General features: G+C 45.7%; 8 protein-coding genes, 1 tRNA gene and 1 pseudogene. 1 reads left to right on the top strand and 9 read right to left on the bottom strand.

From position 1 onward, the window contains the following. Window positions 1-87: 87 nt before the first annotated feature. The 8 genes and pseudogenes from KAH81_00630 to KAH81_00595 form a co-directional block, all read right to left on the bottom strand. Window positions 88-555, bottom strand: a complete 468-nt coding sequence (locus KAH81_00630) for a hypothetical protein (protein MCK5832154.1) — start codon at window positions 553-555, stop codon at window positions 88-90. A 138-nt stretch (window positions 556-693) separates the two neighbouring features. Continuing rightward, complete coding sequence (locus KAH81_00625; protein MCK5832153.1) at window positions 694-1,236, bottom strand: hypothetical protein; 543 nt, start codon at window positions 1,234-1,236, stop codon at window positions 694-696. Between the two features lie 266 nt (window positions 1,237-1,502). Next, on the bottom strand, window positions 1,503-3,602 hold the full coding sequence (locus tag KAH81_00620) for an alpha amylase N-terminal ig-like domain-containing protein (GenBank protein ID MCK5832152.1): 2,100 nt from the start codon (window positions 3,600-3,602) through the stop codon (window positions 1,503-1,505). A 311-nt stretch (window positions 3,603-3,913) separates the two neighbouring features. After that, window positions 3,914-5,080, bottom strand: coding sequence for a T9SS type A sorting domain-containing protein (locus tag KAH81_00615; protein MCK5832151.1), 1,167 nt, complete (start codon window positions 5,078-5,080; stop codon window positions 3,914-3,916). Window positions 5,081-5,342: 262 nt separating this feature from the next. Continuing rightward, the gene (locus KAH81_00610; protein ID MCK5832150.1) at window positions 5,343-5,573 is read right to left on the bottom strand and encodes a DUF2442 domain-containing protein; all 231 of its coding nucleotides are present in this window, start codon (window positions 5,571-5,573) and stop codon (window positions 5,343-5,345) included. Beyond that, window positions 5,569-5,806 (bottom strand): annotated as a pseudogene (locus KAH81_00605) (DUF4160 domain-containing protein). Before KAH81_00605 ends, KAH81_00610 begins: the two are co-directional and overlap by 5 nt. An 80-nt stretch (window positions 5,807-5,886) precedes the next feature. Next, window positions 5,887-10,161 (bottom strand): hypothetical protein, encoded by a 4,275-nt coding sequence (locus tag KAH81_00600; protein ID MCK5832149.1) that lies wholly within the window; start codon window positions 10,159-10,161, stop codon window positions 5,887-5,889. Between the two features lie 126 nt (window positions 10,162-10,287). Continuing rightward, complete coding sequence (locus tag KAH81_00595) at window positions 10,288-11,124, bottom strand: sugar ABC transporter permease (protein ID MCK5832148.1); 837 nt, start codon at window positions 11,122-11,124, stop codon at window positions 10,288-10,290. A 121-nt stretch (window positions 11,125-11,245) separates the two neighbouring features. Between KAH81_00595 and KAH81_00590 the strand changes: the two genes are divergently transcribed. Further along, complete coding sequence (locus KAH81_00590; GenBank protein ID MCK5832147.1) at window positions 11,246-12,328, top strand: AI-2E family transporter; 1,083 nt, start codon at window positions 11,246-11,248, stop codon at window positions 12,326-12,328. Between the two features lie 569 nt (window positions 12,329-12,897). Here the strand turns inward: KAH81_00590 and KAH81_00585 are convergent. After that, window positions 12,898-12,970: transfer RNA gene (locus KAH81_00585), tRNA-Phe, on the bottom strand.

Here is a 12,970-nt window from a genome sequence, read left to right as displayed (position 1 = left end):
AACCGAAGTGCTGTCCCCGGATGGTATCGAGGTTAGTCAATGGAAGAGTTTTCGATTATTGAAAGGAAACTCGGCTGGTAGATTTTTTCATTCCCCCGGATCCCATTTACTTATTTTCTCAACCCGGAATGTTTTTATCATCCAATAAACCAGCCATCCTCCATAAATGAGGCAGATAAGCATCGAGACGCTTCCGAGAAAACGATTGAGCTTTCCTAATCCAATATCCCAACTTAATAAATTTAATTTATTCAAGAGATAAAACCAGTCGTGCATAGCTTCGCCACCAAATGGTGTAACTAAAGGCAATTCCTGCGCACGAGCATCTGCAACATAAACTCCAATATCGTAAAAATTTGTAGATAACCAACCGAAGCAAACTGCTATTGCGAAGTAATCTCTTTGGCGATAGAAAAGGAAAACCGATACTATTGGCGCGGCTAATTGGGTTATAGTTCCACCGGCCATGTGAAGGAAATGTCCGAAGGGCAAAAACAGATAATGCCCCAATTCATGTATGCCGAGATTTAGGCCTTTAAAAATGCTGTTGAACATTGGATTGGCAAGGTGACGAATCCATATTACAAAAAAGAAAACAAGCAATAACCCTCTGAGTATCGGCAATCTGCTTCTAGCCCAATCCCGAGACTTATTTATAAATTTATTTAGCAAGTTTGCGCTTATAGGAAATTATTATTTGATCTCATACCAGGGACCGGCATTCAGATCGCCGATAAATATCTTCGCATCCTCTGGATCGGCGATTTTTTCTGCCTCAGTTTCGGCCTTATTAAACTCCTTTAAAGCTTCATCCTTTTTGCCAGCACAGGCATAAGCTCGCGCGAGAGCCTCGTGCGCATAGGCAAGATCGAAATCTTGTAAGTCGTTCTCTTTCGTGAATTTCCAACACCTTTCGGCATGGTAAACAGCGGACTCGGGCTTCCCAAGCACCGACCATACATGCGAAACAAGCCACTCGCCACGCTGAAGATTCACAGATTCTCCGACAATACTCCAGTGATATAGCGATCCGTAAGCCGACAAGATCATCGCGTTATTGTCCTCTTCCGTCCGGTTTTCCTTGGTTAAAAGCCCCCAGGTTTGGTTATTCAACTCGACTGCAAAGAATTTGTGCGCTTGTTCTTGTGCCAATTTAGCCTCCTTGCTTGGTGTTGTTTCCGCTTGCGAAAAACATACAACAGCCAATAAAATAAGCAGAACAATAGCATTTCGCATTAGGTTTTCCTTTGTTAAAAAATTCAGTATCCGTCCGTTTTCATTCTTATCGCTTGATTGAGTTTAATTTCAATATATAAATTAACTCATTAGCCTAGTTCAACAAGCGATTTTTAAACCTTATCATTTTCAAAAAAAGGGCGGCCCACCCCCGTTGCTCTAGGTATTTATCTGTCATTCCCTTCGCCTGCCATTTCAAGGCAAGCGATTAAGCCTAGGTGTCAGTCTATAATTAAATAGTTGGCCTTAAACCTAACATGCCGCTCTTAGTTTACAATAAATACCCGCGCATCGTGTGCTGGAATTGTGAATTCAAGCGGGGAAATCTCGTAATAGCGATTTCCAGTAAAAACCTCGGTAACACGAGTAGTTTTTCTAATCGGAAATGGAATTCTATCCTCTGGGGCCCAAGAATTGGCTTTTAACAATTCTATTCTCGCTAAATATTCATTTTCAGAAAGATTCACCGCCACCACAGCCAGTTCATCGCCGAATCTCCGTTCAATAGCTACGATCTTAGCATCGTCATCAATAATTAGCGGTCGAAATGATCCCAAACGTAGGCACGCGTTCCTCTTCCGAACACTGGATAAATACCTAACGGTCGAGAGTATATCGTCATTCCATGTATCGATTTTATTCCAAGGAAAGGCCTCTCTGCACCCTGGGTCGTGTTCACCGATCATACCGATCTCGTCGCCATAGTAAATACATGGAGCGCCCGGCCAAATCAAAGCCCAAATTAGAGCAAGCCTCGAACGCCAAGATTCCTCATGGGCTATAGTAAGAAATCGCGGTGTGTCGTGGCTTCCGAGGAGGTTCATCTGAACCTCGTTTACAGGACTTGCATAATCGGCGATATAAGCACCCAATCTATCGAGAAAATCTGAGGGTAATATATTTGATTTGGCGAAAAACTCTATCATCGCATCGCGAAAACGGTAATTCATCACAGCGTCAAACTCATCGCCGCCAAGCCACTGGGAACCGTCTCCCCAAATCTCGCCAACAGAATATGCTTCGCTATCTATTTTGCGAATCGTGTCGCGGAAGGCTTTCCAGAATTCGTGGGGCACATCCGGTGCAACATCGAGACGCCAGCCATCGACGCCGTTCTCGATCCAGTATCGAATCGCCCCGAACAGGTATTCGCGCACTTCGGGATTGTTCGTGTTCATTTTTGGAAGAGAACCGAAGCCCCACCATGCCTCGTAATTTGGGTTTTCCGGGCCATGCACCGGATATTCATGGATGAAGAACCAATCGGCGAATTTGCTTTCTATGCCCTTCTCGACAACATCCTTGAATATCGGGCTTCCGAATCCTATATGGTTAAACACCCCATCGAGGACAATCATAATATCTAATTCTTCTGTTTTTTTATCCAGCGTTTTAAAAAGCTCGTTCGAGCCAAAGTTATCATCGATCTTTAGATAGTCCCATGTGTCATACTTATGATTTGAAGAGGCCTCGAAAATCGGGTTAAAATATATAGCACCCACACCGAGCGAATCGAGATAAGGAAGATGGTCTATCACACCGGCGAGGTCGCCTCCCATAAAATTATCAATTTCAGGCTTATTCCCCCAAGGAACGGTTCCTTGCGGGTCATTCGATGGATTGCCGTTAGCAAAGCGTTCGGGGAATATTTGATAAAATAGCGTTCCGCGCGCCCAATCCGGAACACTGAAAACTGGCGCTTTTCCTGGAGACGTTGTGAACTCGCCCTCGTTCTTCGGGAAGATGAACTCCGCGCCTTTGTCCAACACCCAAAAGTGGTAACTTATCGGCTCGGTGAATGGTATGTCCAGCTCGAACCACTCGAATGGGAACTCGCTACAGAGATAGCGCATTGGCTTAGAGTCGATTTCTCCGATTGGGTTACGCGTTAGAATATGAACCGCCTGAACATCATCTTTCTTCACCCGGACACGCACCCATAAATAACCTTTACCATCGTCACAAAGATAAGGGATTGTATTTTCGTGCCATATCGCGGCATCGAGTATTTTCCCATCGCCTCGCGAGGCCACCTCAGTGAACTTTTCCCAATCCCCAACCACAATCACCGAGTTACTCCCGGCAAACCCATCGGGCGCACCCTTTGGGTTATTCGGGTCTTGAATCCATGTGGCACCGTTAACGACAAATTTATATTGATATTCGCCATCCGGGAGATCGAGCGTCACGCTCCATTTGCCGTCGCTTTCCGGGTCGGACATAGGAGTTTCATCTTTGCTCCAATTATTAAACGAGCCAGCTATATTAACGCTTTCGGCGGTGACATTCGGCGAGTATGAAAAAACAACCTCGCGAGCTATAGATGCAGTTGCAAATAATATAAGATAAAAAAACATTTTCTTCATTTTAACTCCAAATCGAAAAACAACATGGATGAGAATATTGAATCTCGTTGAACACTTCAAGTATTAAGTGGTGAAATCTGGAGATCGTTGATTTAAACAAGCGTTGCAATGTAGCTTATTATAAATTTCTCTCGCTGCAGCGCTGTCACGATTTTTGCTAAAATAACAATTAAGCATTAACAGCGGGATTTTCATGTGCAAAAATCCCAACAACCACCCCAAACTGTCACCAAATTTGCGATTTCAAATTTCGCGCCAGTATTCCTTATCCCGCGCCAGCGCTTAGGTTAATCCACTCTATTGGGCGACAGCTATTTCAAATATATCACCCGTTTCGTGCAAACGGCTGAAGTCGTCTGTTGCGGTATGGTCGCACGGACGAGATAGATACCCGAACCGATTGCGGCGTCCGGTTGCCAGATAAACTCGGCCCTCATCCGGCCTTCGGCCACCTTCTCCCAAAGGGAGAAGGAATTCCCTCCCTCTCCCCCTGGGAGAGAGACCGAGGGTGAGGGCAATTGCGCCACCCGTCGCCCAGCGAGGTCGAATATCTCCACGCGGGAGGGCGCAAGACCCTCCCCTACGGAACCGTCGACAAAAATGTTCACCGCCGAATTAAACGGATTCGGATATGCGACAATCTCAATTTCTAGAGGAAGGGCACGGTTTTCCTCGATACCCAGGACAGAGTTATTTACTTGAAATGACAAATTGCCTATTGTGAATAGCGAATCTGGTATTCCTCCAGTGGAATCAACGGGGCCGTTAAAAGTAGCGGTGAGACCTAGCTCTGTTGTAATCCATGTATAGCTGTAATTACGTTCCACTTTATCGAAACCAAATATGATATGGTCAGACCATGCATGCTTCCAGTGAAAACGCTTTATCCTAAGAGCTTGAAATGTGCCTATCGGTAGAATAACCGGGCCGAAGGCATCGACCCTATGCCACGTTGTATCCACATACTCATAGCTAATATTAAATAAACCGTATGTTATATTTCCTTCTCCCACCGAGGCTTCCACCCAATTATCAAGATAGTCGATAGGAAAAGTGAAAACTGGTTCATGAGAGGCGTCTATTGCTGAAAGAGCGACATCGGTGCCAGCATCCAATGTTCCGTAAAGCCCCAGAGGCGTTATAGTTGGTGCATCGACGCGGTAGAAAATCCATCCATCGGTGATCGAGGTGTCACTCACAACATGAGTATAAGGAATACAATTCGGTGTTACGAAGCACTCGGTTATATGTGGTATCGAGGTCGAGTATTCTACTATAGTAAAGGTATCGACCCTACCATCGGTATAGCTTGTGAAATTCCATGATCCTAAACCTGGAGGTCCCGAGTCGAAAGTAATATCGCTAAGTGATCGATTTGCATAACTCGAACCAACAATATAATTTTCGGGATTAAAATTGACTGAAGTCTGAGCGATAACAATCGACACTAAAAAGAAAAAGATCACATTAAGTTTCATATACACTCCTTATATTACATTTTATGAATGATATTGATATTAAGAATATGTCAACATTTTTTTTCTACTCCAAAGCTTAATTTTGGGTTATCGATCTTATTTGCGCCCCTTTGGTTGCCAGTTATTAGATCTAATGTATTGCTTTTAAGGAATTGCATGGGTTACCATGGACGGCAAAACAAATAAGTAAATAACAATGAGAATCCACAGATATAAAAAAGCGGCTTGCGCCGCCCTTTGTGGGAATTTGTGATAATCCGAATTAAGCTTTAAGCAAACCTTCGATGGATATATCTTCATCAAGCCTCTCCCAATGAATGCCCACACCGCCGCCAATAAGGCGCCAATCGTTTCGCTCCGCTGACGAAGCGTCCCGAAGACGAGGGAAATACTCCAATGGAACGGAAATTTTCCTTCCGTCGCTTAGAGAAACTCTCAATTCATATTTTAAAAATTCAACATGCACCGCACACGCGGTCTCTGCAAACTTAATAACCGTTGAAGAATTCACGCCACTCTCCCATTAGCAAATCCAAATTATCTTCTACCAAATGCCTGATCCTGTTTATTTTTTTAGTTATATCCATGGTTTTCCGCCAATGCAACTTCGTTTAACCAGAACTTCGCACATTTCCCCGCCGATTCGACGTGGATGTGCGCTGGTTCAGCGTTCTCATTCGAGTAAAAGAAGAAACGATATCCGCTGATTCTTAAAACAGTAGGCAATGTCTTACTCCTGTAAAAACGGGCGGCGCAGATGCGCCGCCCGTTCATTTTCAAGCAATAAAGTCTATTGCCGGATTATTTCATTTAGCAATGTTGTTCTTGCTGACCGGTTCCTGAACTGGTTCGGCCGGCTTTTTCTCGTCTTTCTGCTCGAAATACCAGTCGAACGTCGCCAGTTGTTCCGGCGTGAGAAGATTGAACCATTCCGATTCCCATTTGTCGTCCGGGACATTCTTGATCCAATCGACGCGCCATTCCTGCGGGACATCCGCTAAATCGGGATAGAGGAAATTGTCCGAATAAGAATGAGGCGCGGGCTTGAGGCGAAGGTCTTCGTAACCGCGGCGTTTCGCAGCGACACGATAATCGAATGCCACATCACCGGTTGCCGAGCCGATAACCTCGATATCGAAGCCGGTCTGGTTTTTGATGAGCTTATAATCGATACTGGTGTTCTCCATTTGGATGAATATTTTCATCGGATGCTCTTCGTTGACCGTTACGGTCTGGAGATAATCGGCGGCGATTTCTATATGCACGTGGCCACCGCTGATTACGCCCGAGCCGAAGTCCTCGAACCAGTTGCCCGGTGACTCCTGGCAATAGACCGTCTTCGGTCCGTCCTCGGTGCGGACGATAGCGCTCTTTGTTCCGGTTCCACCGAGACCGCCGGAATAATAAACGCCGTAATAGGTAGTGGCGCCGCTGAAAGCGTAACCATAGACGCCGTAAGCGACATCGTCGGCGTAGGCCGAACCCCTGACGCCCCAGGCATCGTCGGTGCTTGCAGCGCCGTCATTGACATCGGCGTAACCATAGACTCCATACGCATAGTAGTTCGATGCGCTTCCCGGCGTGTTCGCTCTTCCATATACGCCGTATTGGAAATCGTAGTTGGCATCGCTTTCGCCGTGTATAGCACGGTTGAAAGAGGATGCCTTAGTGTTATTAACCTCGAGGCTGTATTGCTGTGTGCTATTGTTTATCTCTACTTTTCCGGCGAAGTAGCCGGCATATTCATCCCCGGAAGCATAGATACCGTAATCCGTATTGGCGCTACTGGCAGATACGTTGACACCGTATAGAGAGGTACCGGCATTGTAACAATGTTTGATCGATGACCCGTCGTTGCTCCAGTTTGTGATAGCAGAACTTTCGGTTCCGCTTATATAGATTAAACCGGTGCCAATATTGTCGTAAATTCTGACGTTGGTTGCGTTGTTGGCGGAAATATAAGTGCCATTGTCTGTCCAAAGGCCCTCGACCGGCCATGTCGTCCGCGTGACTCCGCCAAGCTCGATAGCATCGAGATATGCGGTTCCATCGATATAGAGATCGGCCCATTCTTTTGTCGCGGAGCCAAGGTCGCGCGTATTGTCGATATTCGGTACGAAGTCCGAGTTCGTCGCTATAGTGAAAACGCCGTCATCCTCGAACCATTCACCCGAACCGAATTGCAGGCGGTCATTGGCAGCGTCGTATGACAGGTAATTATCGTAAGTAAGTGCTGATGTTCCGCTCCATATCGCAAGTTTGTTTAACAAACCGGTGCCGGACAAGCCGCCGGGAGCGTTTTGCCATGAGGCATACGTGCCATCGCTGGTTAGAACCTGGCCAGTGTTGCCATCGCTATAATCAATATAAAGCCTTAAAGCGTCGTTACCTCTTAATATAAGTGTATCGCTAGCATGAATTAAGAGATCATCGTCGGTTACTTCCTCGATATACGCATAATCGCCGTCGCCGAAATTCAGCCTCGCGCCGTAACCTAAAGCGTCGGGGCCGATGAGGCGCAGCGTATTATCGTCGACAGTATTGCTTATTGTAAGGCTGTGAGATGGGGTTGTCGTCCCGATACCGACATTACCGTCGATGCTGACGTCGCCGACGAAATAGCCCGCGTAATCTAAGCCGCCCATCCTATATCCGAGGCCGCCATAGACCGAACCGTCGGAATTCGCGCCGACAACACCGGCTGTATGATCACCATAAACACTATAGGGCAACCCTACAACACCGGCGCGATACGCGGCATTAATTTCATTCAAACCGTAGACTCCCGCGCCGAAATCGTCATGGTTCCATGCTGTTCCAGCGGTAACGTCGCTATTGAGATTGCCACCGAAGATCGCGTTCTTATCGCTTGTTTCATCGCAATATACGAGCAGGTTGGATTGCATCGATCCGGTTCCGCCTATCTGGATTTGCGTTGCACTCTGGTCTATTCTGGAGTCGCCGAGCGTGCTGCCGTCGGGCGTCCACATCGGAACGAAATTGACCGTTCCACCCCCGCCGCCGCCGCCGCCGAGACTCTGCCAGGTTGTGCCGTCGTAAACGCGAAGTTCGTTTGCGGCATCGTTATAATATAGTTTGCCCTCGGCTACCGGAGGTGCAGCAGCTTGCGGTTCATAAGTCACCGCGATCGGGTCGATTTCGCCGGTAACTTCGAGATCGCCGGTGATCCGCGCGTCACCATTGACGTCGAGTTTAACCGAAGGTGTGTTAGTCCCAATTCCGACCCTCTCGTTGGCTAGGTCTACCGCAAGTGTGTAATTTATAGCGGAACCGGATAAATAGGCTAATTCGGGTCCTTGAAAAAGCCCTCCCTGGAAGGATCCACTACGGTAAAATCTATATCCCGTTAGGCTCGTTCCAGAATCGTTGATGTCGATGAAATCATTATCCGATTCGAGTTGAATATCGCCGCCTTGAACGGTCAGTTTAGCTGATGCTGATGCAGTAGCAGTCCCGATAGCGACATCGTCGGTAGTATTGTAAATGATACCCGATCCGATAGTCCAGTCGGCGTCCGCGCCGCCGCCGGTCGCCGTCAAATCCACCCAGCTCGTGCCGTCGTAATAATATAGATTATGGTCGGTTGAGTTCGCATAGATCGCGCCTTCCGAAACCCACGGGTTCGTCGTTTCGGGATTGAGCAGGAGACCCTTCGTGAACTCACCGCCGTAATGCCAGGTTCCGAGTCGCCCGTCAGTAAGACTATCGGCATTGTAACCGCGAACACCTCCAAAGCGCCATAATTCGTCATTCCAACCTTGAGCTACACCTAAAACACCGTTTCCACCGTCGGCGGCAAAGCCATAGATTGCGTCCACAGAAGCTTCGGAATAACCATATACACCAGCACCTCTCCAACCTTCTGGATGGCCTACTAAAGTGCCACCAAAACCGAGATACCCAAGACATGTGTCAGCCGGTCCATAGTCTCCGAGGCCCCTTATGGCTGTTCCAGCGTAGGTTCCGAAAGCGTTAACAATAAGAACCGTGTCTTCCCCGGCATCGAAAGCCTGAACTCCAGCATTATTATTCGCATAGATGTAAGGATCGGTCGCGTGGTCCGTCCATTGGCTCGTTCCTGGTCCGCCAACCGCCGTCAGATCGACCCAGCTCGTGCCGTCGTAGTAATACAGATTGTGATCGGCGTCGTTTGTATAAATATCTCCCTCGACAGGCCATAATGGTTCGCTGATCGGATGGATATGCACCGCTTCGCCGAAGAAATAACCGGAATAGATATTGCCGTCGCAAGAATATCCGAGTGCACCGAAAGAGCTTCCGTCGTAATCGCCGCCCAAAACTGCGGCGCTCGTGTCGTAGTCGAACCAGTTATAGCCAGCGATGGCGGCCACATATTTGTTGCCCCATAGGGTATAGCCCTTTATAGCTGCGTCCACATCACCATAATTCCAACTGGTTCCGCCGTTGTCGATATCGGAGGCGCCGGTTCTGTATGCATGGATATTCGCGACATCGGGGCCATAATAAAGTCCATCTCTATACACATAGATGCCATCGGAGCCATTTGCGGCGTGGTCCATGTTGACATAAATATCGCCTAATAGGTTGTCGCCGTCGTCGTTAATTTGAACGTCGTCGTTGTTCTTCGGATTTATAAGGTTGAAGCCGATCTCCCAAAAAGCAGTATCACCGGCCGCGCCGCCGACCACGCTGTCCGCTATCGCCGCGCGAAAAGCGTAAGGGCTGGTGTCGAGCTTGACCCGTGGCAGAAGGATATTGCCATCTACCGTTATCTCGAGCCAATAATCCTCGTGAAAGTCGAGATTTATCGGTGTTCCGGCGGAACCGAGCGCAACATCGAAAAGGCCCTTGACAATCGGAACGTCGTTGCCAGGGGCATGATGATTCTCGGTCCAGAGAGCGGCCCCTGTTGTCGGGGCATTGAATATCCGAAAGCTCATGTCCAGGGTGTCGTTGTAACCGACACCTGAAAGATCAGTTAGCTTGCCCTGATATTGAATAATATGGGGCATTGCTACTGCGCTGAAAACGAATAACAACGCAAAAATAGCAAAAAAGAACACCCTTCTAGAAAACATAATCACTCCTCGTGTTTTATTAATTCGTTATAATCTCCGGCAAAATAATATCAGAAAGATCATATTGCAAGGGAAAATGTTGTATGGATTATTTTTTATTACTAACAAGATATTTAAATATTTTAATCATCCCTTCACACCACCGAGTGTAAGCCCACCGACAAGCCATCGGCTTAGGACAATAAAAAGAACGACAACCGGTACGCTAACGATAAAACTTCCTGCAGCATAAAGCCCCCATTGAGTGGACATGTTACCCTGAAACATCTTCAGACCGACCGGCAAAGTAAACATCGTCGGTTCTTGCAATATCACTGCAGCAACAACATATTCGTTCCAGCTAGCCATAAATGAAAAAAGCGCTGTGATCACTAGTGCAGGAGCGGCCAATGGAAGTATCACCCTCCACCATGCCCCCCAGTTATTGCAACCATCCACACGAGCCGACTCGATCAGCGAATTTGGGATAGTATCATAATAGCCCTTCATCTGCCAAATACAGAACGGTAGTGCTGTTGCCGAATAAGCGATCATAAGACCCAGATAGGAATTCACGAGATGCAGTTTTGCCAACATGATATACATAGGGAGAAGAAGCATGGTTGCAGGAAACATCTGGGTAGTCAGAAGGCTTTGCATCGCGGCCTTTTTCCCGCCAAATTTAAATTTACTTATCGCATAACCGCCCATCGAAGCCAACACGACTCCGGTCACAGTGACTACCGTCGTGACAATAAAAGAATTCAATAACCATCTTAAAAATGGAGTATCTGTGAACAGAGTGGCGTAGTTCTTTAATGAAGCATTTTCTGGAATTGTTGCTAGTGAAGTTGAAAGAAGCTTATCGGCGGGCCTCAGGGAAATTGTTATCACCCTCATCACAGGATACAGTGTTCCCAGAGTCCAGAGAACCAGGAAGCCGTATATCAATATGAGTTTTGGAACTGAATCTTTCTTCTGCATAGCGTTTAATATATAGCCTAAATTTATCAAGTGCAATTCAATAATTTAAAAAAGCAAAAGTTACATCTTTATTAACTTTTGTGTCTTGACAAATGAGAATAAATTGTATTAATTGTTTGATATGAGTCCGTATTCAAAAAAAGACTGGAGCAGACCGGTTTTCTTACTGCTTGGTTTCGTTATCGTCTTCTGGATTTTCAGGGAATTATCTGGTTTGATTCTTCCTTTAATTTTGGCATTGTTCTTGGTAATGCTCCTTCAGCCAATTTTAACATTCCTAATCCGCAAAAAAATCCCGAATTGGATAGCTATCACGCTTATTTCGATACTAACACTCGCTTTAGTATCGGTGTTCGTTTCAATTATCTCCTCCACAGTGGGACAGGTAGCGGACAACAGCGATGAACTTGTTTTCAATTTCAACCGTAAATTGGATTTTGTTGTAGAATGGATAAACGCTCATCTCAGCGTCACTCTTTCCTCTTATCAGGTTAAACACTTCATAACAGAACCATTCAAAGGAGATTGGTTAGGCAGTGCTTTAGGAGGTTTTGCTAAATTCCTCGGCTCAATCACAGGTTCCTTTTTCATGTTTGCTCTCTATTTCATTATTCTATTATCGGGAATATCTAATTACGAGGACTATATCGAGTTTGTTTTCAAGGATCGCGGAGGCAAACGCTTTGCTAAAGAATTTAATAATATCATTCACTCTATTTCATCTTATATTGGGCTTAAATTTTTTGTAAGTGCTTTAACTGGTCTGTGTTTTTGGCTTATATGCCTGGCGTTTAAGATCGAATTTGCGTTATTTTGGGGTTTCCTAGCTTTCGCTTTGAATTTTATTCCAAGTATCGGTTCTATTATCGCAACCATTCCTCCAATTTTATTAGGCCTTATTTATCTCGATTCTGGTGTTGCTATTGTAATTTACTCTTTACTTCTAGTGATAACCGAAGTAATAATTGGGAATATTCTCGATCCAATGCTTATGGGCAATCGCATGAAGCTTAATACGCTTACTGTCATACTTGGGCTGGTCTTCTGGGGCTACATTTGGGGCGTAGCTGGGATGCTATTATCTGTGCCTCTTATGGTGCTTTTAAGGATATTCCTCGAACATAACGAAGACACAATCTTCCTCGCACGAGCCATGAGTTCGACAAAAAAAAGAAAATTCGCAGATACAATATCTGAAGAGTAAACAACCTCTAAGCCCCAGTTAAACCGATGTGCATGGATAATCGGTTTTTGATAGTGATTTTTGCTGTTATTGGTGTGACGATGAATTTAGGTGAAGCTACCGTCGAGGATTATTTTGCTGTAAAAAATACTAAAGGACCTCGATAAAAGCACTTCGTTATTAAAGCTATCATTGCCCATTGATTTATCTCGATATTATTTCTCGCTATGCTTTTTTTCATTTCCAGCCCATTTAATTGGTCGATATGGCTGCCTTATGGGATCATATTTCCATTGTCTATTAGGTATTGGAATCGAAAACAAACTCAAATTCACGCCGAGGAAACGGACACCACAAAAAAGCGACGAGAATTCTAAAGATCAACACTTTTTTCTGGAGAGTTATCGAAATACAGGAGGCTTATTCAGGTAAGATACAGAAATTCAATCTAAATCCTCTACCAAGCAAATGTTATTTCATTTGAACAAACAGGGCGATCAATTCCTTGATAATTGATGGATATAGCCTCGATATTATTTGAAACCAAATAAAAAACTAGTAGCAACTTAAATGGAAAATGAGAAAAAAAATGGCGCCCCGCAGAATTGAACTGCGGACACACGGATTTTCAGTCCGATGCTCTACCAACTGAGCTAAGGTACC

It is taken from the genome of bacterium (assembly GCA_023145965.1).
GTDB lineage: Bacteria > UBP14 > UBA6098 > UBA6098 > UBA6098 > UBA6098.
The sequence above is the reverse complement of the archived record's forward strand: the minus strand, read 5'-3'. Positions and strand labels throughout refer to the sequence as shown.

Bases quoted from the DNA above. Each gene is read 5' to 3' on its own strand.
- KAH81_00625 (MCK5832153.1), bottom strand. From the start codon at position 1,236: ATGCGAAATGCTATTGTTCTGCTTATTTTATTGGCTGTTGTATGTTTT.
- KAH81_00630 (MCK5832154.1), bottom strand. From the start codon at position 555: ATGTTCAACAGCATTTTTAAAGGCCTAAATCTCGGCATACATGAATTG.
- KAH81_00620 (MCK5832152.1), bottom strand. From the start codon at position 3,602: ATGAAGAAAATGTTTTTTTATCTTATATTATTTGCAACTGCATCTATA.
- KAH81_00600 (MCK5832149.1), bottom strand. From the start codon at position 10,161: ATGTTTTCTAGAAGGGTGTTCTTTTTTGCTATTTTTGCGTTGTTATTC.
- KAH81_00615 (MCK5832151.1), bottom strand. From the start codon at position 5,080: ATGAAACTTAATGTGATCTTTTTCTTTTTAGTGTCGATTGTTATCGCT.
- KAH81_00590 (MCK5832147.1), top strand. From the start codon at position 11,246: ATGAGTCCGTATTCAAAAAAAGACTGGAGCAGACCGGTTTTCTTACTG.
- KAH81_00595 (MCK5832148.1), bottom strand. From the start codon at position 11,124: ATGCAGAAGAAAGATTCAGTTCCAAAACTCATATTGATATACGGCTTC.